At 70.2% G+C, this 24,963-nt stretch carries 9 protein-coding genes and 1 pseudogene; 6 read left to right on the top strand and 4 right to left on the bottom strand.

Annotated features, from left to right (window positions below):
• Positions 1–1,213: 1,213 nt before the first annotated feature.
• The gene (locus tag ACZ3YO_RS38145) at positions 1,214–1,861 is read right to left on the bottom strand and encodes a hypothetical protein (RefSeq protein WP_465578654.1); all 648 of its coding nucleotides are present in this window, start codon (positions 1,859–1,861) and stop codon (positions 1,214–1,216) included.
• A gap of 564 nt (positions 1,862–2,425) precedes the next feature.
• Entirely contained in the window at positions 2,426–2,758 is a 333-nt protein-coding gene (locus ACZ3YO_RS38140) for a hypothetical protein (RefSeq protein WP_465578652.1), read from the bottom strand.
• A 151-nt stretch (positions 2,759–2,909) separates the two neighbouring features.
• Here ACZ3YO_RS38140 and ACZ3YO_RS38135 point away from each other — a divergent pair, with 151 nt between their 5' ends.
• The 6 genes and pseudogenes from ACZ3YO_RS38135 to ACZ3YO_RS38110 all read left to right on the top strand — a co-directional run bounded on the left by ACZ3YO_RS38135 (position 2,910) and on the right by ACZ3YO_RS38110 (position 12,435).
• Positions 2,910–4,280 carry a DNA-binding protein gene (locus ACZ3YO_RS38135; protein ID WP_465578650.1) on the top strand — a complete coding sequence of 457 codons (1,371 nt, stop codon included), beginning with the start codon at positions 2,910–2,912 and terminating at the stop codon, positions 4,278–4,280.
• A gap of 225 nt (positions 4,281–4,505) precedes the next feature.
• Positions 4,506–5,348: a TnsA-like heteromeric transposase endonuclease subunit gene (locus tag ACZ3YO_RS38130; protein WP_465578658.1), complete on the top strand. Its 843-nt coding sequence runs from the start codon at positions 4,506–4,508 to the stop codon at positions 5,346–5,348.
• On the top strand, positions 5,345–7,636 hold the full coding sequence (locus tag ACZ3YO_RS38125) for a Mu transposase C-terminal domain-containing protein (RefSeq protein WP_465578648.1): 2,292 nt from the start codon (positions 5,345–5,347) through the stop codon (positions 7,634–7,636). The genes ACZ3YO_RS38130 and ACZ3YO_RS38125 overlap by 4 nt, the downstream gene beginning before the upstream one ends.
• 352 nt (positions 7,637–7,988) lie before the next feature.
• Positions 7,989–8,962, top strand: a pseudogene (locus ACZ3YO_RS38120) (TniB family NTP-binding protein).
• A 1,569-nt stretch (positions 8,963–10,531) separates the two neighbouring features.
• Complete coding sequence (locus tag ACZ3YO_RS38115) at positions 10,532–11,914, top strand: AlbA family DNA-binding domain-containing protein (protein ID WP_465578646.1); 1,383 nt, start codon at positions 10,532–10,534, stop codon at positions 11,912–11,914.
• A gap of 197 nt (positions 11,915–12,111) precedes the next feature.
• A complete protein-coding gene (locus tag ACZ3YO_RS38110) occupies positions 12,112–12,435 on the top strand; it encodes a hypothetical protein (protein WP_465578644.1) in 324 nt (107 codons plus the stop codon).
• 521 nt (positions 12,436–12,956) lie between these two features.
• Here the strand turns inward: ACZ3YO_RS38110 and ACZ3YO_RS38105 are convergent.
• Together ACZ3YO_RS38105 and ACZ3YO_RS38100 are read right to left on the bottom strand one after the other, a co-directional pair.
• Positions 12,957–13,607 (bottom strand): hypothetical protein, encoded by a 651-nt coding sequence (locus tag ACZ3YO_RS38105; protein ID WP_465578642.1) that lies wholly within the window; start codon positions 13,605–13,607, stop codon positions 12,957–12,959.
• Between the two features lie 34 nt (positions 13,608–13,641).
• Entirely contained in the window at positions 13,642–24,258 is a 10,617-nt protein-coding gene (locus ACZ3YO_RS38100; RefSeq protein ID WP_465578640.1) for a LamG-like jellyroll fold domain-containing protein, read from the bottom strand.
• Positions 24,259–24,963 lie beyond the last annotated feature (705 nt).

The raw sequence follows: 24,963 nt of genomic DNA, 5'->3' as shown, positions 1-24,963 counted from the left end.
GGGGCGGAAGCCTACGGCTTAGTCGTCGCCTGACGGCTCCTCTGGCGGTGCTGACGCACCGCCAGGTGCGGGGGTGACGGCTGCGCCGTCACCGTGCGTAGTGTGGCCCGGCTGCGCCGGGCTGGGCGGTGCATGGTTGGGGGAATTCGCCTGCGGCGAATTCGCGGGCGCGGCACGCGCCGTCGGGGCGGGTGTCGGGCGTCGCTGCGCTCCGCTCGGCCCGGGCTTTTCCCCGGGGCCTACGGCCCGTCAATCAGTCGGCTTTCCCGTCCCGTTCGGCTGGGCTTTTCACGGCCCTACGGGCCGCTTTGCTGACCGCGCTTTCCGGACTGTGCCCAGGCGTGAGCGTTGACGATGTGACGCGAAATTCGGGTAGCGGCCCATCCCTCCGATCGGACGGGGTGCCGGCCCGGGCCTGCGGCGCCGGGCGTTGACGATGTGTCGCGGACTTCGGGTATCAGTCACAACCTCACCCCCCGGCCCCCTCCCCCGGTACCGGCCGATGGCCGGTCCGCCGCCTGGTTGCTGGGCTGGCGGCACATCCGGCGCCCCTGGGGCGGGGCCTGCGGCCCTCGGGGGCAACCTCCGGGCACCGGCTCCGGCTCGGCCTCCCCCGGCCCGGGTGGCGGGCGCTCACGGGCGCCCCGGACGGCGGTCCCTGACGGGCCCTCAACCGCGGACTCCCGGCCGGAATCCGAAGCGAATCAGGCGGCGTTTCCCCGACTTCCGTACAGCCCTATCCTACCGGTTCCAGGACGGGCGCGGAACGCGAACAGGAAACCTCGCGGCAACCGTCCATTCCGCTCTATTCGGCCGCACTTCTGGCGGGAACGCGAATTACCTTCCGCTCCCTTTCAGGTAGTAATCTGAACACCTTTCTGGGCGCAGCGGCGAGGAATCGCATTCAGATGTCTCGGAAAGGGGCCTACGGCCCTCCCCACCGACACCGCGACCGCCAATCCAGACCGCCCGGAAACAGCGCGCACCGTCAACCGGACAATTCCCGAAGCGTCGCCACCAAACCGAACACCGAGCCAGGACAGCGGCCAGGACGGGCGGCCAGGCCGCAGCAGCGGGGGCGGCACCGGGCAGCCAGGGCGGGCACGGGCACAACGGCCGGACGGCCGAGGCGGGCGCAGCCGGACGGCCTGGCGGCCGACCAGAACGGCAGCCAAGGCCCAGCTGCGGAGGCGGAGTACGGCTGCCGGAAGGATCAGGCAGGCGCCGGGTTTGGCAAGCCGGCGAGAGCGGCAGCCTGATCGCCGGTCAGCTCGCCTGCTTCGTCTAGTGCTTCGCCCAGAACGAGTACCTCCGCCCAATGCAGGTCGAGGACGTCCTCGACCTGGTTGCCGAAGTAGAGGTACGTCCAGAGCAGTCTCGCCGGGTCATCGCTCTCAGCTAGCGCCCGGAGGCTCGGGACTGCCGCATCGCGGTCGTGCAGGGCACCCATCTCTGCCGCCCACCCTCGGTCTTGGGTCCAGAGGCCGTTGTCCCGGAGCCAGCGCTGCTCGGCTCGCTCCCCGGCGGCCAGCTGCTTGACCAGCGCCGAGTACGCCAGCTCATTGGGGCCCGGGCTCATAGTGCCTTCCAGCTCCAGCCGCGGCCCACAGCCCACGTCCCGGGTGTGCTCGACGATCTCAACGCCCTGGACGTGCATCCCGACGTGAAGAGCGACCACCGTGTGGCCGGCCTCGTGTACGGAGACGGCCCTCCGGTAGGTCGCGTGGTCGAGCCCCGGCACGTGGCCGTGGCAGCACCAGACCGCGGGCTCAGGGTGCCGCGAGTACGTCTCACGGCCTCCCTTGAGCGTGGTCGGGTAGAAGACCAACTCGCTCTGCCCGTCGGCAGGGGGCGTGCTCACCAGGAAGCTCCTCTCTCCCGGCCGCTGAGACCGGGTCATCGTGCGCGGATACGCACAGACCAGCGTCCGGGGCCACACGAGAGTTCCTGTGGGCAGGCCCCGGCGAGGCACGGTGGACGGGCATGGCCGGCGCCCCAGCCCAGCGGGCAGCAGTACAACACCGGTCCGGACGGCGGCCGCCCGGCGGCGCCCATCAACCCGGAACAGCGGCGCAGCGCCGCACGGCAGCCAGCACACGGCCAGGACGGGGCGCAGCACCAGGACGGGGCGCAGCACCAGGACGGCGGCACGGCCCGGACGGCGGCCGCCCGGCGGCGCCCAGCCCGACCCCACCAAACCGAACACCGGCCCCGCCGCCACCCCCGGCCACCGAAATTCCGACCCGAATTCAAACCACCACCGGCAACCAATCCGCCAAAACAACCGGGCGGAATACCCGGCGGAATTCACCCCCGAAAACAGCCCACAACACCCGGCCCACCCCCGAACAGGCCGACCCGACCCCCCGACCCCACCCGCCACCACACACAGTCACCAAACCAGCCGACCACCCACCCCCGCCCATCACCCCCAACAGGTCCAACCAAAGGTCCAGACAACGCGGCATGCGAGGCCAAAACACACCCACCACAACCAACAGGTCACACCCGACGGCCCCCTCGCCGGGTAGAGCTTCGCGTGCAGCACCCGCTCCTCCCACCACGGATCGTCTGGAGTGGAGACCAGCGCGGCCACCAGCTCGCGCTTGGTCGGGACCGGCAGCATCAGCGGGCCCAAGTCCTTTGCGGCGCGGGCCTGTACGCACTCCGGGCACTCCAGCCGGTCCGACCGGGCATTCTCCCGCAGCTCCAGCTTCGAGCCCTCCTTCCCCCGATCGAGCCCCGGCACGTCCAGCACGGACGCAGCTGCGCGTTGGCCGCGCGGGCGATCTGGGGTGCGTTCTTGATCGACATGCCGAGAGTAGGCGGGCGGGGCGGGAAGAAGAGAACTGCCTTCGGGTTCTGCGGTTCTCCGCGAGGCTGGGGTCATGGTTCCCGGGATCTTCCGTGTGTCTCCTTTCGCCGGCGAGACGGTCTCCTCGTTCCTTGGGCGGGTCGCCGCCCGCTACGGCCTGGCCGACGCTGCCCTTCTGACGTCCTGGCAGTGGCATGGCCACCGGCCGCGGCACGAGGGCGGTGTGCTGCGGGCGGATGCCGAGGTGCTGCTGGATGGGGCCGGACGGCGGGTGCTGGCCGGGTTGTGCGGGGTCGGCGAGGAGGTGTTGGGGCGTGCGTTGCCGGCGTGGGGGCTGGACGACGAGAAGCTGGCCTCGCGGGCGGGTGGGAGCGGCCCTGGGGCGGTGTGGCGGGTGGGCGGTTCGGTGGTGGGGCCGGTGGCGTTCGGGTGCCGGTCGTGTGCGGCCCGGCGGTCCGGGGAGCCGGTGCGGGTGGTGCGGTACGCGCAGCGGTGGGAGCGGGTGTGTACGCGGCACTGGCGGTGGCTGCTAGACGCGGACGCGGACCAGGCGCTGGAGTCCCTGGACCTGCGTGGCCTGCCAGAGATCTGCGAGGCGCAGCGGCGGTGGGCGGGGGTGGTCCGTCGGGCGGTGCGGGCGGGGGTGGAGCCTGGGGAGGTGTTCTCGGTGGCGTGGGCGGTGGTGTGCCGGTGGTGGGATCTGGCGTTGGAGTGGCCGGACGAGCGGGTGTGGCCGGCTCGGCTGCACGCCCTGGCGGGCGGGGCGGCGGGCGGGGACTTCTGGCGGTGGCGGGCGGTGGCGCGGGACGCGGCCGTCTTCCCGGAGGCGGTGGAGGTCGCAGCCGCGCTGCTGAATCCGGTGATGGCCGATCTGATCTGGCAAGACAGCGGGGCCGGGCGGCCTCGGGCACTGCCGGCGGACGGGGCGTTCTGCCGGCGGCTGGGCGAGCGGGTGGGACGCCCGTGGCTGGGGCCGCTGGCTGCGGTCGACTACGGCGGGCCGCTGATCGCCTGGATGGGCGCGGTGATCCGCCGACGCCGCGGCGTGGCCGTGCCGCCCGGTCACCGGGACGGTCTGTGGTGGGTGCGCCAGGAGCTCCAGCCGCCGGGCATGGCCGCGCAGCTGCGGGCACTGACGAAAGAAGCCAGGCTGCCGGGGTCAGGGACGGCGTGGCGCTCGGCGGTGGCGCCCGAGCGTCGCATGCTGATCGACAACTTGCTGGACGACGCACAGGAGCAGCTGATCCAGCTGCGCGGGGCGCAGCGGGGCAGCAGTACGGAGGCCGCCGAGCGGCTGCTGATGGGCCTGGGCTACAGCATCACTCGGCTGCAGGAGGCGGTACGGGAGGTCGCGGAGGCGGCGGTGGAGGCCGGAGTGCGGCACGGGGACGTGGCCGCGTGGGCGGGGCTGTCCCCGGGCGCGCTCGCCAAGGTGCTCGGGACTGGAGGAGGGGCTGGGCGGTAGAGGTTTCGGCGGGTTGATGGGGGCGCCTCGCCGCGTCCGGGGCGCAGGTCGGGCCGTGGGGCAGTCGCTGTGTGAGGTGTACCGGGCTTGGGCTCGGTCGGTGGGGTGTGGGCCTGGGTGAGAACGCGGGAGCCCTCTACCGCACCAGGTCACGAGGTGGGGTAGGAACGGCGAAAGCGGTTCGCGTGAGCGTGTGTGGTGGGTTGGCTGAGAACCGTGAGCGATGTGGACGGTGTGGCCGGGGCGAGTGGATTCGCGGGCCCGGTGGATGTGGATGGGCGGGCGGGGTTCGAGGCGGTGTTCCTCGACCCGGTCGGCCGGGAGGTGCGGCAGCGGTGGGAGGACGCCTGTGTGGCGGTGGCGTTCGAGGACCTGGCGCCGGTGTCCGCGTTCCCGGTCGTGCCGGGGCGCAGATGGGGGCCGGGGCTGTGGTGGTCGGCGACCACCGGGCGGCACGTGGTCGCCGGGTCGAACGCGATGCGCGCCCAGCTGATGGTCCTGGACCGCGACCCGTTCGTGGTGGGGCTGGCAGGGCGGCCGGCGCGGCTGGTGTGGCGCGACGGGCGGGGCCGGGTGCGCTCGTGGGTGCCGCAGCTGTTCGCCCGGTACGCGGACGGCACCGCTCTGCTGGCCGACTGCCCCGGTCATCCGGAGGCGGGCGGTGAGCGGGCGCTGAGCGCCGCGCAGGCCTCACGGGCGGCGTGCGACCTGATCGGCTGGCGCTACCGGCGCCTGGAGACGCTGGATGCGGTGTTCGCGGCGAACCTGAGGTGGCTGGCCGGCTACCGCCACCCGCGCTTCCGGGGCCGCCCCGAGGTAGCGGACGCGCTGCTGGAGGCATTCGCGCGGCCCAGGCCGCTCCTGGAGGGCGTTCAGGCGGTCGGCACCCCGATGACGGTCCTGCCCGCCGTCTTCCACGCCCTGTGGCACGGCCAGTTGGCAGTCTCTCTCGAACGCCCGCTGCACCAGGGCGTCCTCGTCGGCCCGGGACGCGTACGGACCGAGGCGGGGAGCAGCGGGACAAGGATGACTGGGGTGGCGGGCGGTTTCGGCGGAGGTGGGCTGTGAGCGCGGGGGCGCAGCGGCGTGGTGGGCGGCCGGTGGTGTCGGTCGGCGGACAGGTCTGCTTCCGGGGATTGCGCTGGCAGGTCGTCGGCCTGGCCGGCCAGCGGATCCACCTGGTTGCCGAGGGCCGGGACGAAGTCGTGCTCGCCGGGCACCTGTTCGCCGACCCCACGTTCGCCCTCGTCGGCCCCGAGGCCGGCGGGAAGGCGCAGGCGCCGCCGCTGTGGGGCCTGTTCGAGACCGCTCCGGCGGCGGCCAGGGAGCGGGCGCTGGCGTTGCGGCGGCACATCCGCGAGGTGGAGACCGGCCACCCCGACGGGGCGGGCGCGGGCTATGTGGCCAACGAGCGCTACGACCCCGAGCGGTACACGCTGGCGCAGCGGGAGCAGGCCAAGGCCGAGGAGCTCACCGCGCTCGGCTTCGGGCGGATCTCGCGTTCCACGGTGCAGAAGATGCGGCTGGACTACCGCAAGCAGGGCCTGTGGGGGCTGGTCGACCACCGTTCGACCCGCGGGCCCAGCCTCGCGGGGCGCACCGACGAGCGGGTCGTGGCCGCGGTGAAGGAGGCGATCCGGCGCCGGCGTGGCCGCTCCAAGGGAACGGTGAAGGCGCTGTTCCCCGTGGCGGCGCGGATCCTCGTGGAGCGGCACGGAGACGCGGTGGCGATGTGCTCGCAGGCCACCTTCTACCGGCTCGTGGCCCAGATCACCGACCCGCGCGACGGCCTGCACGGGCGCGGCGACGGTGTCCCCGGGCCGCGGGAAGGACGGGCGTTCACCCCGACCGTTGCGCTGCGCCCGGGCGAGCAGGTCCAGGTCGACACCACCCGCCTGGACGTGCTGGCCGTCTTCGAGGACGGGACCCTGGGCCGGCCCGAGCTGACGATCGCTGTCGATGTCGCCACGCGCTCCATCCTGGCCGCCGTCCTGCGCCCTCACAGCACCAAGGCCGTCGACGCCGCCTTGCTGCTGGCCGAAATGGCCGTCCCGCACCCCGCCCGGCCCACCTGGCCCGCGGTGCTGCGCTTCGCCCGCTCCTCCATCCCTCACCGGGAGGAGTTGATGGCAGTCGACGACCGTCTTGAGGGCGCTGCGGCGCGGCCGGTGGTGGTACCGGAGACGATCGTCGTCGACCGCGGGAAGATCTACCTCTCCGAGACGTTCACCGCCGCCTGCCAGAGTCTCGGGGTCAGTGTGCAGCCTGCCCCGCCGCATGCGCCGACAGCGAAGGGGATCGTGGAGCGGACGTTCGGGTCGATCAACACGCTGTTCTGCCAGTACCTGCCCGGCTACACCGGCTCCAACGTCACCGAGCGTGGCCGCGATGTCGAACAGCACGCCTGCTACAGCGTCACGCAGCTGCAGGACCTCCTCGACGAATGGCTCGTCCACTGGCACCACCGTCCCCACAACGGCCTGCGCCACCCCGTGCTGCCCAAGGCCAAGCTGACGCCGAACGAGATGTGGGGCGCGCTGACCGCCGTCGCCGGGCACGTCCCGCTCCCGCTATCGGGGCGGGACTACCTCGAACTGCTGCCCGTGCGCTGGCTCACCATCAACGACCACGGCATCCGCCTGGGCCAGCGCACCTACGACCACGACCTCCTCGGCCCCTACCGCGGCCAGCCCTCTCCCGTCGCCGCCCGGGCCGGCCGGTGGGAGGTCCACCACAACCCCCACGACCTGCGCCAGATCTGGGTCCGCCTGCCCGACCGAGACGACCTGGTGGAGATCCCCTGGATCCACCGCGACCACGTCCACCATCCCTTCGACGACCGCACCTGGGCCCACATCCGCACCACCGCCCTTCGCCGCGGCAACCACGACCAGCACGAGGCCGACCTCGCCCAGGCCCTCGACGACCTCCAACGCCGCAGCAGCGCCGGCCACGCCACCCGCACCGAACAAGCCCTCCTCACCCGCGCCATGCCCGCCCGCATCCCCCACCCCACCAGAACCGGCGACGACGCGGCACACCCGGCACAGCCGGGGCGGGAAAACCGCGCGGGCACACCAAGGCAGCCGAACGCGGCCGGACGAACCGCGCACCGCCCCCGCGCCGGGGGCGGTGCGGGCGCGCGCGGCGCGGACACGGGCGGCTGGGAGGACACCGAGAGCCTGGACGCCCTGGACACCGAACCCGACACCGGCGAGTCGAGCGACGACCACGACGAGGACGACGACGGTTGGACCGACGAGTGGAGCGGCGGGCAGCCCAGCAGCCGCTCCCCCGCCCCGCCCTACACCGGCCTCGGCCTGTGGAACGCCCACCAGGAAGCCGAACGATGGTGAACACCGCCCGCAACCACGCCCCCGGGCCCGACAACGGCCGACGTCACCACCACTACCGCCCCGGACCGGCAGCGGCCTCGACAGGCCAGAGGCGGGCGCAGCCGGGCCGTGCCGGAGCGTTGCGCGGCCGTGCCGGGGCCTTGCAGCGCTGCCGACCGCGCCACCGAGCGCTCCCCGCAACCGCCGAGGCCGCCAGAGCTGGGAGCACGGCGCCCGGTCAGAGCCCTCACACCGAGTGCCGGCACGCTCCAGCACCCGCGGGCACCGGAGAAACAGGGCACCAGCGATGAACAACACCCGCACGAACACCGCCGACACCACGACGGAGCCGGCGCAGGAGACGCCGTACGCGGTGGACACCTGGCATGGCTTCCAGACCTTCGCCACCACCCCCGCCCCCGCGCCACCCGCGCCCGGAGAGCCGCAGCGCAGTATCGAGGAGCGCCTGGCCTACCACTCCGCGTTCGTCACCGTCCGCACCCCCGCCATTGACACACTCGCGCTCACGGTGCGGCGTCTGATGCTGCTCGGACGCCACCAGCGCACCACCGCCCGCCCCAGCCTGATCCTCACCGGCCCCGCCGCCACCGGGAAGACCACCGCGCTCCTCGAGGTTGGCCGCACCTGCCACCTCGCCCACACGCGCCAGCACCCACCCACGCCCGGACAGCAGCCGGTGGTGCCCGTCGCCTACGTCCTCGTCCCCCAGGGGCGAGCGCCAAGACCCTGACCGCGGGTTTCGCCCGCTACCTCGGCATCCCCGTCACCGCCCGCATGACCCAGGCGCAGCTGATGCAGGCCGTCTGCCACACCTACAACACCGCCGGTGTGCGTCTGGTACTGATCGACGAGATCCACCGCCTCAACCCCCGCACCACCACCGGCGCCGAAGCCGCCGACCTGTTGAAAGACCTCACCGAACGCATCGGCGCGACCTTCGTCTACGCCGGCATCGACGTCACCGGCACAGCGTTGTTCAGCGGGGTTCGCGGTGCTCAACTCGCCGCCCGCGCTTCCCTTGTGGAGACCGGTGCCCTACCCGCCCGCCTCGGCGCCCGCCGCCCGTTCACCGACCTCGTCACCGACCTGGAAGCAGCCCTCGACCTCCAGCGCCACCAGGCAGGCACCCTGCCCCGCCACGCCCCCTACCTCCACCAGCGCACCGCCGGACGCATCGGCAGCCTCGCCCGCCTCATCCGCGAAGCCGCCCTCACCGCGATCCTCGACGGCACCGAACGCATCACCAAAACAACCCTCGACGCGGTGCGCCTGGACCACCAAGCAGAAACCCACCCCCGCCTCCACTCCCGCGGACGGGTCCGATAACAATCCCGGCCGGCTGAGAACCCCTCAAGACCAGTGAGAACACCACCCCGGACAGCCAAGACCCGCCCGCTCGCACCCGACATAAGCCAAGAAAACCCCGAGATCAATAAGAACGGCCCGCCGGCGAACATCCGGACAGCCCCCGAGACACCCATCCTGACCAGGCAAAACAGTCCTGACCAGCCACAACCCGAAAACAGCCATTAGCGCACGGTGAAACCCTCAACACCGGCCACCACACTCACAAAACCCACGACATCCCCAGCTCACACCCACCACCTAAGCCCACCAACCCCCACACACCCGTTCTCACTCCACCAACAACACCCCAGCCCACCCACCACCCCACACCCCAACTACACCCCCCTGAAACCTCACCAGACCCCCCGAAAACAGCGCGCACCGTCAAACAGGGCAATTCCCGAAGCGGCACCACCAAACCGAACACCGGGCCAGGACAGCGGCCTGGACGGGCGGTCAGGGCGCAGCAGCGGGCGGTACGGCGGCCAGGGCGGCCGAACCGGGCGCAGCGAGCGGGCAGGGCACGGCCCTGACGGCGCAGGCGCAGCGGGACGGCCTGGCGGCCGACCAGGACAGCGGCCAGGACCCCAGCAGCGGAGCGCGGCACCTGGGCGACGCGGGCGGGCGGCGCGGGCGGTGCACCGGGGAAGAGCCGAGGCTGGCGCACCGGCGCAGGCCGGTGAAACACGGCACGGCAGCGGCCTGGCCCGTCAAACCGAACGCCAGGCCACCACGCGCCCCCGATCCAATCGAATACAGATCGCCCCAAGAAGCCAATCCAGAAAACAGCATCCAGGAACATCTGGAGAAATTCACACCCGAATACACAGCCGAGACACCCAAACCACCTCAGCCGGCAGGCCGACACGGCACTCAACCCCACCGGCCATCACGCATAGTCACCATCTCAGCCCCGATACCAACCCGCAGGCCCCCACGCTGGTCCACCAGAATGGTCTAGACAAATCGCGCGCTAGGGTGCAGTTTGGCGCTTTTTAGGGGGATTTAGCCCCACCGGACTCAGTACAGGTCACACCCACCCTCGCACGACGCCCCACCGCCGCCTTATCCGCTCCCAGTACACCTGACCAACACTCAGCACAACTGACCAACCGCAGGTCAGAGCGCTCACAGGCACCCCCATCACCCCAAGGAGCCCACGCACAGGAACCAGCGACCCACCTGATAGCCCCAGCTCAGACACACCCCGCCTGGTCACAACCAACGAGCGCGGACACCGGCACGTCCAGCACGGGCGCAGCGCGGCGTTGGCCGTGCGGGCGGCCTCCAGCTGTTCTTCGGCCTCCCGTTCCAGCCGCTCCTCGCGGTCCTGGTGGCAGGTCCAGCAGCGGCCACCCGCGCGGCGGGTCCACTCGACCTGTCCCTGGCGGCCGTACTCCCAGGTGCTCTCCTCCTCGGGAACGTCGCCACAGTCGATGCAGACCAGGGAGCCCATCAAACTCCAGCCGAGAGCCCGAGAGCGGACCGGCGCGGCACCATCTGTCAGATCCCGGTGCCCCTGTCGGGCTAGCCCGTTAGGGTCGGGTCATGCCTGCCAGATTCCACCGCCTGGAGGCGCTGTTCGGCGGCGCCCTTGACCAGATCACCTTTGCCGAGTTGGCCGCTTTGGTCGGCAACCCGGAGGCATGCGAGGACGAAGACCTCGACTACAAGGCCGCCCACTACGCGTCAGACAAGAAGACTGAACTGGCCAAGGACATCGCCGCGCTGGCCAACACAGCCGGCGGAGTCCTGCTACTCGGCCTGGCCGAGGACCGTAAGTCCCGTACCCCCACAGCCATCGTCCCGGTCGAGCTCACCGATGGGCGGCTGCGACAGATCCGCGCAATCGTCGCCTCCAATGTCCGGCCCGCTCCCCGAATCGAGCTGATCGCAAAGGAGGACGCGCCTGGCTCGAACCAGGGCATCCTGATGATCACCGTTCCCCGGAGCCTGGATGGTCCCCACGCCGTCATCGAACACAACCAGGACCACCGGCTCGCCTACCCACGACGAGACGGCGACACCACTCGCTGGCTCACCGAGCCTGAAGTCGCCACCGCATACCGGCGCCGCTTCCAACAACTGGCTGAACGCAGCGAGCACATCCAGCGTGTCGACGACGACATCGAGGACACCGCCCGCCACCTTCAGGACGACGTCCGGAATCGCGGTGCGGGGAGGGTGCTCCTGACGGTGGCACTCGCACCGGACGTACCGGGCGGTATGGTCATCGACAACCGCACGCTCCAACACGTCACCAGGCAAGAACTGTCGACCGCACCCTTGCTCGGACGCGAAAGCGCAACGTTCGGCCAGACCCGGGTGGGCCCGCGACGCATCGTGCTCCTCGACCACGCCCCGGCAAGCTACGTCGCCGAGCTCCACAGCGACGGCTCCGGCGCGTGGGCCGTGGATCTTCCGACCTGGCAGCTGGCAACCGACGAGGCCAACCCATGGGGCCACGGCGCCGACACTGACGAGATCGTCACCCTGGTCATGTCCGCCCTACGCCACCTCGCACGGCACGCCGTCACCCGCACCGGCGCATCGGGAACCGCCACAATCCGTGCCCGTCTCCTCAGCCGTACGAACACCAACGCGAAAATCGCCGTGATCGGCGGGCCCCGCTGGGAGCCCGTCCATCTCTCCCACCAGCGCTTGGTATCGGGAAGTGCGCAGCGCTGGGGCGCCACAGCGAAGCGAAGGGCCGTCGGCCAAGCCAACGCCCTTGTCGACGACCTGGCCGACGGCAGTATCGGGCTCGTCCAGGCCTCCGCCCTCCTGATCGGCGATCTCTTCCAGCACTACGGACTCGCGGAAGCGGCCCAGATCACCCGCGATGGCACAGTCAACACCTCCGCCTGGGCCGACCCGGAACGCGCCCGCATCACAGCCTGGGCCCAACAGTCCGGCATCACTGTCAGCTGAAGCCCCGGCCTCACCCGTGACACCAAGACTCGCGGGCGGAGGTCACGGCCAGGTTCTCGTCCGGACAGCCGGCCGCCAGCTGCTGCATGGCCTCGCGCTCCCTGTCGTCGACGGACAGGCCTCAGCGGGTCTTCACCACGGTCCAGTCCGTGAGGTACGTGCAGCGGTAGGACTCCAGCGGCGGCAGCCACTCCGAAATGTCCTTGTCCGCCTTCGCCCGGTTGCTGCGCGCCGACACCACCACCAGCGACCCGGCACGGCGCAGCCTGTATCTGGAGCTCCATCGGGAGGTCGAGGCGTCCACGACGTTCGCCGACATGCGCAAGGCCCGCGGAACCTTCGCGTTCCGCCAGGCAGACGGGTACTGGCTGGACCGCTGGAACGCGCTGTCGACGAGCCCGGTCGAGTCCTACGACGAGCGCCTGCGCGGCATCAACCGGTGCTACTGGGCGCGGCGGGTGATGTACGAGTGGGTCTGGCCCGGTCAGTGGGACAAGCACCTCCACGGGGCGGAGCACTGAGGGCACGCACAGCGCAAGGCGCCGGGCGGGGATCGGCGCCGGTGGCCGAACGCGCACCTGAACGAGCAGCCCATCAAGCAGCCGAACGCGCACCTGGACGCGTAGTCGAACGAGCGGGCCTGCCTGACAACCCGCCACCGGACCCTGGCAGGATCAGGAGAGCGGTGCGTGCCGCAACCCATTGCCCGCAGCACGCACCGCCCGCCACACCCCCAGCCCGGCCGGCACGGCAGCGGGCGCCGCGCGCCCGACGCACCGCGAGCGGCCGGCACCAGCCGGACGCGAGAACGAGAAGCACAGCGCAGCGCTCGGCCACACCGACCAACGCCCCAACCCACCCACCACAACCACCAGGCGGGGACCCAGGAAGGTAAGTCGAGGTGGTGAGTTCGGCCCGTCATCCCCGATGAGCAGCGCAAACAGGTGGCAAGCGCGGTCGGGGGCCGGTGGCTGAACCGAACCACAGATCGAACCCGGAACCGGCGCGGCAGCTCTTTGCCCCATCCTCAACTCTGGTCGTGTCAACCAGCAGGAATCACCCACGGGGTGTCCCTAGAGCCCGGGGGAACGGGCCACTGGGCCTGCCAGTCGGTGCCCTCCCAGTCGTAACCGGGGCGCCATAGCGGCTCCGGAGGCATCGGCTCGCTCTCCGGATCCCCGTACGCCAACAGTTCAGCCTCCATGGCGTAATCGCCACTCAACACTGTGGCCACGAAGTCGGTGAATCCCCCGTCGAAGTGGTCGAGTTCACCTCGGAACCAGAGCACCACCGGCCACCGGTCCGGGTCCGGATGCGTGGTGAGCCAGCAGCAGCGGCCAAAGTTGCTGGTGCCACCCCAAGCGAGGAGCCCGGCAGGGTCCGGAAAGACCGGTGTGCGATCCTGTCCGAGAAAGGTGTCCTCCAGCTCAACCTGTGCTCGGAACTCGATGTCATTCTCGAAACGCCACCCTGCCAGACCTCCTGGTGAACCGGGGACCAGGGGCGAGCGCATCGGGGTGTTCACACCCCACTCGCCAGCGAAACTCACCGAGCCGTACAAATCGACGAATGCCCTGTAGTCAGACGGAAGCTGAGAGCCGAGTTCAGCCGGAGCCAACCCCCACGGAACCCGTGCGGGGGCATAGACCGGCTCACCCATGATCCGCCGTATGCGCTGAAATACCTCATCCATTGCCAACTCCCAGCATGCGATCAGCCTTCATCATCTAGTTACCCAATTGCACCATGACACCATCGGGCCTCGCCTTCTCGTTCCTCACGTAGGCAAATTCACGCAAACCCGGACTGCCATTCCAGTATTGACCAATAGCCACCATGAAGAAACCCGCCGGAATCGTACTGGAGGGGGACTTATAGATTGGCGCAACCGTATAGTCGACTATCTGGGGGTTCGCCTTATCGTTCATGGCATTTCCGACCATCACCTCGAAGCTCCGCATCGAGGCGCCCTTGGTGTTCACGCCGGTTTGGAAGCATGGGGCTAGGTTCTGAGCCTTCCCGCGCCCCCCGAACTCGCGTGCAATGAAGTGGCAACGGGCCAAGGTGTTATTTGTCACCGTGATACCGCCATTTTGCGCAATGGTGGACGCCTCTGCCCAGCCTGCGATGTTACCTCCGGCTCCGGTGCCGCGGCTCGCGTTCGTTTTGCCAGTCAGGCACGCTTCGGCTGCGGTCGGGCGCTGCGTTCCCGGGCTCCCGACAACGCTCTCCATGTCCCCGTACATGATCCATCCAGCTCCGGTTCCGTCCTTGTTGTCGGTGTCGGATCCCGCCGGACGACGGTCCAGACAGCTCTGGGGCTTGTCCTTATCGGGCTGGGTGCTCTGGCCCGCCTGGGGGCCGGGGGCGGTCGCCGTGCTCGGGAGCACGTTCGGTACGAGTACCAGCATGGCGAGCATGTCGGCGCTGCTGTAGGAGGCGGCGATGACGTTGAGGGTGTCGCGGGGGTCCCTGGGGGTCCAGTCGAGCTGGGGGGCGGGGCGCTCGACCGAGGCCTTGGTCGGGTCCCACAGGGGCTTGGGCGGCTCGGCCCTAGGCGCGGCGGGACGTGGAGGTGTCTTGGCTCCCTGGCAGGTCTTACAGGTCGGGTTCTGCTGGGGGCCGGAGTTCCGGGTGGGGGTTCCCGTGGGGCTTCCTGCGGACAGGCCGGTCGGGCTCTGGGGCGAGGAGGTCGGGGAGCTGGATCGCCAGTGTTCCCGGGCCGCCTGCTTTTCCTGGTAGATGTCGCTGCCCGCGTAGTCGCTCGGCACGGAACCGTAGCCGTATCCGCTGTAGCCGCTGTAGCCGCCACCGCTATAGCGAACCGCAATCTCCGGAGGGACACCCGGCCTGATGAAGCTGTTCGATGAACTTGGCGAGCGGTAGCCCGAGACGTTGGGGGCGTACGGTTCGGCGGGGGCGGCTGGCTTGGCTGCTGGCGCTGGGTTGCTTCCCGCCTTGATGGTGGTGGTGCCGCTGAACTTGCCGCCCCCACCGAATGAGATACCGCCACCAGCGGGACCGTATTGGATCTGCAAGACAACCGGGCCGTTGGCAGCGTTGTCGTTGCCAATGAGGACCTGATGTCCGGACGGGTCGGTGCCGTTCAGTGGGCTGGCGTTGCCGTAGGTGTAGCGGTTGGCCTGGATGGACGGGGTGGGGTCGAGCTGCCAACTGTCGCGGCTGGTGAAGGCGCCGGTGCCGGGGCGGTACCAGCGGGAGTGCATGTTGACGTCGCCGGTGGTGGGGTCGGTCCAGCCGCTCTGGTAGCCGAGGCTGGAGCGGGTGCCGCTGGTGGCGGTGGGCTGGCCGAAGGGGTCGTAGGTGGTGGCGCCGGCGACGGAGGTTCCGTTGGTGTCGAGGGTGGCGGTGGCGTCGGTGTGCTGGTCGGTGCGGATGCGCAGGTTGGCGGTGCCGTTGGTGGCGCCGAGGAGGTTGCCGGCGCTGTCGCGGGCGTAGCTCCAGGTGCCGTCGCCGGTGAGGTTGTTGGAGCCTCCGTCGTAGGTGAATTTGGCGGCGTTTCGGGTGGTGACGCGGTCGAGGCCGTCGTAGGTGTAGGTGGTGGTGCCGTCGGTGATCAGGCGGTCGAAGGCGTCGTAGGTGAGGACCTCGTCGGTGGTGGCGGTGGTGGCCTGGGCGAGGGTGCCGCGGGCGTTGTAGCGGTAGGTGCTGGTGCCGTCGCTGATGAGGCGGTTGCGTTCGTCGTAGGTGGCGGTGGTGGTGCCGTTCTTGGTGCGGTTTCCGGCAGCGTCCCACTCGTAGGTGGTTGTGGTGGTGTCGGCGGTCCAGGAGGTGAGGCGTCCGGCGAGGTCGTAGCCGTAGCGGTTGTCCTTCACCGGGTCGGTCGGGGTGCCGCTGGCGGTCTTGCGGGTGAGGCGGTTGTCGAGGTCGTACTCGTAGGCGGTGCCGGTGAGGGGGGTGTTGGTGTTGCCGCCGATGAGGAGCTGATCGCCGGTGAGGCGGCCGAGCGGGTCGTAGCCGAGGCGGCGCTCGGACATGGCCTTCCAGCGGGTGGCGTCGGCCGGGTCGGGGGCGACGTACCACTGGTTGCTCAGGCGGCCGTCGCCGTCGTAGCCGTACCAGTTCTGGGTCCCGGTCTGGGGGTTGTGCGCCCAGTCCAGCTGCCCGTCGGTCTTGTAGCCGATGTAGGTGGAACCGGTGTCCTTGTCCCAGCGCTTGGTGAGGCGGCCGTCCGCGTCGTACTCCCAGGTCTGGCTCGCCGCGTTCAGGTCGGTGCCGGCCTTCAACAGCAGGCCCCGGTCGTTGTAGGTGTACTGCTGCCCGCTGATGCCGGAGGAGTTGTGCTTGATCAGGCGGCCGGCCTTGTCGTAGGTCAGCTCCCGGTCGATGGTGGTGGCCTGGGTGCCGGTGCCGCTCTCCTTCACCAGCCGTCCGGCGGGGTCGAAGGTGCGGGTGCGGGTGACGCTGCCCGGCAGGGCCAGCTTCACGGCCTGGCCGGCCACGTCGTAGGTGGTGGTCCAGGTCCGGCTGGAGGCGGCCGGGTGGGCCGCGGTGGAGGGCTCGATGGTGGAGTGGGGCAGACCCCAGGTGTTGAAGGTGTAGACAGTGGTGTTGCCCTTGCCGTCGGTCAGGCGGGTGCGGTTGCCGGCGGCGTCGTAGCCGAAGGTGGTGACGATGGCCTGGCCGGTGGCGACGGGCTCGGTGAGCTTGGTGACGCGGCCCAGCGGGTCGTAGGCGGTGCTGGTGACGGCGCCGGTGGCCGGACTGGTGGTGGTGAGGACGCGTCCTTCGAGGTCGAAGGTTGCTGTGGTGGTGCGCAGGACGGTTCCGGCGGCGTCCAGGTTGTCGGTGGCGGCGGGGTTGCCGAGGGCGTCGTAGCGGGTGCGGGTGGATTCGCCGAGCGGGGCGATGGCCTTGACGGTGCGGCCGAGGCCGTCGTACTCGGCCTTGGTGACGCGAAGAAGCGGGTCGGTGCTGGTGGCGATCTGGCCGGCGGTGTTGTAGGTGGCGGTGCTGGTGCTGCCGCCGGGGGTGGTGACGGCCGTTTGGTTGCCGGCGTCGTCCCAGGTGAACTTGGTGGTGAGGTTCTGCGGGGTGGGCTGGCGCTCGACGATGGTGGCGGTGAGGGTGCGGCCGAGTTGGTCGTAGGTGGCCTCGGTGCGGGCGCCGACCGGGTCGGTGGCCGACAGTGGGAGGCCGGTGGGCGTCCAGGTGGTGGTCCAGGTGGGCGGGTTGTCGTCGAGTGGGGGCTGGAGGTAGCCGAGGGAGTTCGGCTCGACGAGCTGGGTCTGGTGGTCGAGGCGGTCGTAGCCGAAGGTGGTCTTGCGGCCGGCCGGGTCGGTGCTGGCCACCACGCGCGAAAGCTTGTCGTATTCGAGCTTGCTGATCGCGGTCAGCGGCGTGGTGGCGCCGGGCGGGGTGTAGTCGGGCAGGCGGACTTCGGTGGTGCGGCCGAGGTTGTCGACGGTGCTGCGGACGATGTTGCCGAGCGGGTCCTTCGCCGAGACGGTCTCGCCGAAGGCGTTGTAGCCGGCGGTGGTGGTCGGGCGGACGTTCGTCGCCGTGCCGCCGTTGCTCTCCGTGGCGACCTGCGGGGCGATGGTGGTGGTACACCGGCCGAGGGTGTCGTACTGGTAGGTGGTGGTGTAGGCGGCCGGGTTCGCGCCGGTGGCGTTGCCGTTGGGCGAGGTACTTGCGGTGATCAGGCCGCGCTGGTCGTAGGCGAAGGTGGAGACGGCGGTCGGCCCGCCGGTGGAGGAGGCGAGCTGGCTGCGGGTGAGGCGGCCGGCGTTGTCGTAGGTGTTGGTCTGGACGCTGTTCTCGGTGTCGCTGACCTTGAGCGAGGTGATGGTGACGCGGTCGTCGGCGTCGTAGCCCAGGGTGCTGGTGCGTCCCAGGCCGTTGGGGTCGAGGATGCTCTGGGTGACGCGCCCGGCACTGTCGATCGTGTTGACGGTCGTGGTGCGGCCGCCGCCGGTGGTCTGCTTGACCAGGTAGCCGGCGCCGTCGTACTCGTTGGCCTTCAGGACGATCGAGTGGGTGGTGCCGTCGGCCTGGGTGACGTTCTCGGCCTTGGTGGCGGCGGGCAGGCCGTCGTCGAAGTAGGTGTAGGAGGTCGTGGCGCCCATGGCGTCGGTGACCGAGGCGAGCCGGCCGGCCGGGTCGTAGGCGCGGGATTCGAGGGTGAGGTCGCGGGTGCCCTTGCCGTCGCCGTTCCAGCCTTCGACGACGGTGGTCGCCGGCTGGCTGCGCGGGGTGTAGGTGTAGCGGGTGACCTGGCCGAGCGCGTCGGTGACGGTGGTGCGGCGGCCGAGCGCGTCGTAGCCGTAGCGGGTGACGGCGCCCATCGCGTCGGTATCGGTCTCCAGGCGTCCCGCGCTGTCGTAGCTGCTGGACGTGGTGCGGGAGCCGTCGCTGCCGACAAGGTCGGCGGTGGTCGAGCCGGTGATCCGGCCGTCGAAGTCGAACACCACCGTGGTCTTCGTCTGGTGCTCGGCACCGGAGACGGCGTCGGTCACCTTCGGCCCGGTCTGCGCGACCAGGTGGCCCAGCGCGTCGTAGGCGTAGGTGGTGGTGACGCCGGCCGGCTGGGCATCCGAGGTCTCGGTCGCCGAGATCTTGCGGCCCGCCGCGTCGTACGCGTAGGTCAGCTTCAGTCCGCTGGGCATGGTGGTGGCCGCGAGGTCACCCGAGGAGTAGTAGGTGTACGCGGTGACGGCGCCTGCGGCGGTGGTCTCCGTGGCGAGCAGGCCCGCCGGGGTGGTGCCGCCGCCGACGGCCGGCTCGCTGCCGGTGGTGTAGGAGGCGCGGGTGGTGCGCCCGTCCGGGCGGGTGGTGGTCTCGGGCAGGCCGAGCGCGTTGTAGGCGACGGTGGTGCGGTAGGTGTTGTCGGACGGGCCGGTGGAGCGGGCGTCGCGGGTCTCGGTGGGCTTGTCGTTGCGCGGGTCGCGCGGGTTGTCCTTGTTCAAGTAGTAGCTGGTGTACGACGTCCAGCAGGAGTTGGCGTCCCGGCAGGTGGTCAGTGAGACGGTGTTGCCGCGCTCGTCCTGGCCGCTGACGGTGGAGTGGCCGTTGGGGTCGGTGACGGTGTGGACGAAACCGCCGGTGTCGTAGGTGTAGCTGGTGGTACTGCCGGCCTCGTCGGTACGCGCTATCAGCCGGTTGCCGCGGGTGACGTCGTGGATGTCGGTGGACACGTTGCCGGCCGGGTCGGTGAGCGTCACCCGGGAGGCCAGTTCGGCGGAGGAGGAGGTCGAGCGGGCCTGGTAGTGCGCCGCGACGCGCTCGGCGCTCAGCGGGTGCTGGTAGAACGCGACCTCGTCGAGCTGGCCGTTCAGCCAGGACCAGCCGCCGTTGCCGCCGGGCCAGGTGCCGACGTAGCCGCCGCCCAGGTAGGTGCGGTTCATGTTGAGGTGGCTGACCGTGCCGCTCGCGGTGCCGACCAGGGCGCCGTCCAGGTACAGGGACTGCGTGCCCTGTGCGGCGCTGATCGCGGCGTGGTGCCAGGAGCCGTCGGTGACCGCGCCGCCCGAGGTGATCGGGCCGCCGCTGATGCCGTTGAAGGCGCCGCGCAGCTTGCCGTCGGAGCCGACGTAGAGCACGGGCGTGGTGTTGTAGGGGGCCGAGCCCATGGGCTCGCTCTGGACGTTCAGCAGGACGCCGGGTGCGCCGGTGCGGAACCACAGCTCGGCGGCGATGTCGGTCTTCGTCTGGAGGATCGGGGTGGGCAGGTCGATGTAGGAGCTGCTAGTGCCGTTGAACTCGGTGGCGCGGCCGTCGCCGGGGCCGAAGACGCCGGTGGTGCCGGGCTTGGCAGCCGGCGCGTAGCTGCCGTTGCCCTGGATGGCGGCGACTTCGCTGGCGGCGGTGGTGCCGCCGCTCTCGTCGAGGTGCCAGAGGCCGCCGGGTGAGTCGGCGACCACGGAGGCACGGTAGCCGACGCCCTGGCCTGCGACCTGGGCGCTGCGGGCGCGGTAGTGGGCGACGACGTCGGCCTCGCTGAGCGGGTGCTGGTAGATCGCGGCTTCGTCGATGCTTCCCATGAAGTGGCTGACGTCGCCGGGCGAGGCGGGCCACATCTTGGCGAAGCCGGCACCGAGGTAGGTGTGGGTGTTGGCCTGGTGGTTGACGCCGCCGTCCTGGACGCCGACGACCTGGCCGTCGAGGTAGAGAGTCTGCTGGCTGCCCTGGGCGGAGAGCACGACGTGGTGCCAGACGCTGTCGGTGACCTGCTTCGCTGAGACGGCGCTGGTCGTGCTGCCGTAGAACCGGCCGCGCAGCTTGCCGTCGTTACCGACGTACAGGATCGGGGTCCAGGTGCCGTCGACGCCGGCCGGGTCGTTGATGGCACGGCTCTGGTCGCCCAGCAGCACGCCGTCGCGGTCGGTGCTGAACCACAGTTCGACGGCGAGGTCGGTCTTGGCGTGCAGGACGTCCTGCGGGATCTCGATCTGGGAGGCGGGGCCGGCGTCGAAGCGCACCGCGGTGTCGTCGGTCGGCGCGAACACGCCGGTGGCGCGCTTGGTGACGCCGTCACCGTAGGTGCCGGACAGGCCGGTGCCGATCTCGCTGGCGGCCAGTGCCCCGTCGCGTTCGCCGAGGCGCCAGAAGCCGGCCGGGTCGGAGGCCTTGACGGCGTTGTTGTAGAGGAAGGAGCCGCCGGTGAAGGTCGGCTCGGAGATCTTCCAGTCGCTGCCGGCCGAGTCCGTGATCTTGGTGACCCGCTCGGTGGCCTGGTCGTACGTCACCTGGGCGCTGGTGCGGCCGGAGGGCAGGACGGTCCTGGTGAGCTGGGTGCTGCCGGTGCGCAGGGCGTAGTGCTCGGCGACGCTCTGGTCGGTGAGCGGGTAGTCGTAGACCGCAGCGTCGTCGATCTGGCCGTTAAACCACGACCAGCCGCCGTTGCCACCGGGCCAGGTGCCGGTGTAACCGCCGCCCAGGTAGGCGCGGTCCATGTTCAGGTGGTCGATATCGCCGGCGGTGGTCCCCACCTTGGCGCCGTCCAGGAACAGTGCGGTGTTGTCGCGGGCGCCGGAGAGCACGACGTGGTGCCAGGCGTTGTCGGTGACGGTGCCTGCGGTGGTGACCGGCTCGCCGGGGCTGTTGAACTTGCCGCGCAGCTTGCCGTCGGAGCCGATGTAGAGCGCGGGAACGACGTTGTAGGGGTCCTCGCCCATGGCGCGGTTCTGGTAGGTGAGGATCACCCCGGGTGCGGCCGTGCGGAACCACAGCTCGACGGTGCGGTAGGTGGAGGCGCTGATGGTGCGGTTGGGCAGCTCGACGTAGGAGGTGGACCGGCCGTTGAAGGTCACCGCCTTGTCGGTGCTGCCGCCGAGGGCGCCGGGCGCGCCCCAGGCCACGTCCTTGGCATCGCCCGGTGCCCGGTCGCTGACCTGTGCGTCGTTGGTGGCGGTGGTGCCGTCGGCCTCGCCCAGGCGCCAGTAGCCGGCCGGGCCGGCGTCGCGCACGGCGGTGCGGTAGCGCGAGCCGGTGCCGTACTCGTAGACGGTGCAGCCCTTGTCGGCGGTCAGGGCGATGCCCGGCGGGCAGACCTTGGTGAGCTGGTCGCCGTTGTACTGGTACGACCAGGCACCCGTGGAGCCGGTGGCGGTGACGGTGGTGACGTGGTTCCCGGTCCAGGCAAGGTCGAGGGAGCGCCCGGAGGCGGTGTCCTTGACCTGGGTCGGTTTGCCGCCTGTGTAGGTAAGTTCCTTGGTGTGTCCGGCGGTGTCGGTGACCTTGGTCAGCCGACCGTCGGGGCCGAAGGTGTGGACCTTTCCGCCCCGGTCGGTCAGCGTCCAGCCGCCACTGTCCGTCTTACGCAGGTCGGCCGCCATGCCGGAGCCGGCGACGTAGGCGTTCTTGCCCGGATCCCAGCCGAACCTCGCCCGGGAACCGTTGGAGGCGGTGAGCAGGACGTTTCCGGGCAGGGAGAGCCAGCTGCTCGACTCAACCTGGATCCGCATGTCCCAGGAGGTAGACCAGCCGGCCCCGAACGCGCCGTCGGTACGCGCGTCGAGCGAGTTGTAGCTGCGGGTCACCGACAGCTCCGGGCCGACGGTGGGCAGCGCGGCGTCGGTGGCCGCGGTGGTGTAGTTGCCGACGGCGGTGTTGAAGCTGCGGCCGGCGTCCGAGCCGGTGACGTACTGGTTCGGCTGGGGCAACACGGTGCGGATATAGGAGGCTTGTGTCCAGTCGCTCCCTCCGAAGCCATCGCCTGCCTGCGCGTACCAGGCGTACTGCTCGTTCCACGTCAGCCAGCCCGCGGGAACAACGAAACGGGTTTGCCGTTTCAGCCAGTCGGTCTGCTTGCAGTCCACGCGGGCGTCGCCGCCGACCACCCGACACACCTCGAACCGGTAGTCCAACTCGGGGAACGGCGCCCGGTCCGGGTCCACACCCTCGGCAATGATGGTCGGCTGCAGCTGGTACACCACCGCGCCTGACGGTGGGGCCAGCCCGGTGATGTGCGGGTTCATGTTGACGGAGGAGATCTGGATGTTGATCGGCGGCACGTAGGCGTCGTACCAGAAGTTGCGGGTCTGGTAGTCGTCCATGGTGAAGCCGACGGTGTAGGCGCCCTGCGGAAGCGTGTGGATGTGCGCGTCGATCACCACGCCGGCGCCCGGCGGGACGTCGTACGGCATCGACGTCCAGGCGATGTTGGTGCCGTAGTTGGTGATGTTGTTGCCCCACTGGTCATGCAGCAGGTACGACATCTTGTAGTTGTTACCGGGTGTCCAGGTCTCCATGCCGCGGTTCCAGGCGCGCAGCCGCACGATGCCCTCCTGGGTGGCCGTCACCGGCTGGATGAGGCCCCACAGCTCGTAGTCCGCGCCGTACTTGGACCAGGTGACGTCCAGGCTCGGCTGGCCGCCGTTGTTGTCGTCGCTGCCGAACTGCTTCCAGGACAGCGAGTCCCACACGTCGGCCTTGATCGCCAGCCCGTAGTTCGGGGTCCAGTGATGCGTCCAGGAGTTCACCAGGTTGCGGCCCTCGGCGCCCAGGTCGATCGACTCCCACGCCTCCGGGCAGGCCCAGCCGGCGGTGGGGCTTGAGCGCCATCCGTGGGCGAAGGACGGCGCCGCCAGCGCCGGACCGGTGGACGGGCCGGGCATCGTCTTGAGCGAGCCCTCCCACCAGTCGGAGGTGATCTGGTGGATGCTCACCGTGCGCGGCGTGCAGCTGTAGGACCAGCCGTTGTACAGGGACAGCCGGGCCCCGAGGATATTGGCGTTGCTCAGCGAGTTCTCGATGCCGTTGAACCGGATGAACGACGCCGCCTGGTGGCCACCGCCGTCGTAGGTGCCGACCTTAAGGACGGTGTCCCCGGAGAAGTCCAGGTTGTACGGGGACTGGACGTACGTGCCGTCGACGGCCTTGACCGAGGAGACCTGCGGGTCGACCATGACCGGGAAGACCCGCTCCGGAGCGTGCAGCCAGGTCTCGTCCAGCTTCATCTTCAGCGCCGGGCCCGCGGCGAGCTGAACCAACTCGTAGCCGACCCCGCCGGAGACCACACCCTCCTCCGTGTTCGGCGCGAAAGCGGAGTCCTGCATCCAGCCGGCCGGCATCCGCGCCTGAACCTTGCCCGCGGCATCGGTGAACAGCACCGCGCCGTTGGCGTCCAGCGAGGCCGTCACTCCCTGCAGCCGCAGCGGATAGACCCACTCGGTGGGCGCGGTGGCATCCTTGAGGACCAGGACCTCCTTGAACGACGCGCTGCCCGCGTGGACCGTCACGTCCGCCTGGGGCCGGGCGTTCGGGTACGTCATGGTGCTGCTCTGCACGGTGCCCTGGACCGGCGCGGCGTCCTGGAGTGCGTAGCCGACGGACATGCCGTCACCGAGCTGGAGCTGGACCAGCGGATCGGCGCTCGCAGTGGACGCCAGCTTCAGCTCACGCTCACCCGAGGTCGTGGTCCAGCCGTCCTGCGTCGGCGCCGCCCGGCCGCCCGACACCTTGACCGACGGGATCAGTGTCGTGTCGATGGCCGCCCAGGAGCCGTCCTTACGCTGGAAGTTGACCGGCTTGGAGTAGCTGCGGGTGGTGAAGGTGCCGTCCGCGTTCTGGAACGTGCGCTGCTGCGCGGTGCGCTGCTGCGGCAGTTCCTTGCTCTTCGCCGGATCGAAGCTCTTGGCCGGGTCGACCTTGGGGCTCTGCTGCTTGGCCGGCGCATCCACCACCTTGGCCTCGGTCTTCGGCAACTTCGACGGCGCCGGTATGACCGGCGCGGTCGGCTGAGCCGAGGCCGGCTTCTCCTCCGGGAGCTCCCCCGGCGCGGGAACGGCACCGGGTCGGCCGCCCTCGGCTTGGGCGCTGGTCGCGTCCGTGGTGGCATCGTGCCCTTGGCCGTCCGCGCCGCCCGCGCCCTGCTTGGGCAAAGGCCCAGGATCGGTAGCTGTCAGAGCAGCCTGACGGACCAGCTCTTCAGCGGCAGCCGTCCCCTGAGCCGTCCCGAGGACGACCATGGTCATGGACAACACAATTGCCAGGGAACGGCGGAGCACTCGAACAACCCACCAGACAGTTAACAACCCGCGAATGAAACGTCGGCAGGTATATCGGACTGTCAGCAAGCCGACATAGACCCAACAATCAATGAGTGATCTATCTCACGTCGCAAATCAGCAAAAATACGAACGGGTGAGACAGTGCCGGATGACGGCGAACGAAGGGGCCACCCAACCCCTATGAGGTCAAACCAGTCAGAGCCGAGTCACCGCAGGTCAGGCCCGCCGCCGGCGCTCCCGACGCGAGCCGGCACAGGCATTCCCCTGTCCATATGACACGGCCCTGTGCGACAGGGAGAAATTCATTAACCAATACGCTCCGTCAAATGTGCCCTACTGCTTGGCAGTTTCAGGACAGCTGGAGCAGGCGACACGGTCTCGTGACTGCAGGGCGACCATGCCCGGTGAATTACCTCGTCCACTGATGGGGACCTGAGCGCGCCGTGGACAATCGATGACGAGCTCCGACGGGCGTTCCGTCCACGGTTCGGGAGATGAGGCCCCGCGCCGGGCCGGGCGGGGCGGGGCGGGGCGGGGCAACTTCACCAGCGCCCCGCCAGCGAAGCTCACCCCCGT

It is taken from the genome of Kitasatospora sp. NPDC022785 (genome assembly GCF_055561295.1).
This window is presented reverse-complemented; position numbering and strand designations above follow the sequence as displayed.

Bases quoted from the DNA above. Each gene is read 5' to 3' on its own strand.
- ACZ3YO_RS38115 (WP_465578646.1), top strand. From the start codon at position 10,532: ATGCCTGCCAGATTCCACCGCCTGGAGGCGCTGTTCGGCGGCGCCCTT.
- ACZ3YO_RS38110 (WP_465578644.1), top strand. From the start codon at position 12,112: ATGTCCTTGTCCGCCTTCGCCCGGTTGCTGCGCGCCGACACCACCACC.
- ACZ3YO_RS38105 (WP_465578642.1), bottom strand. From the start codon at position 13,607: ATGGATGAGGTATTTCAGCGCATACGGCGGATCATGGGTGAGCCGGTC.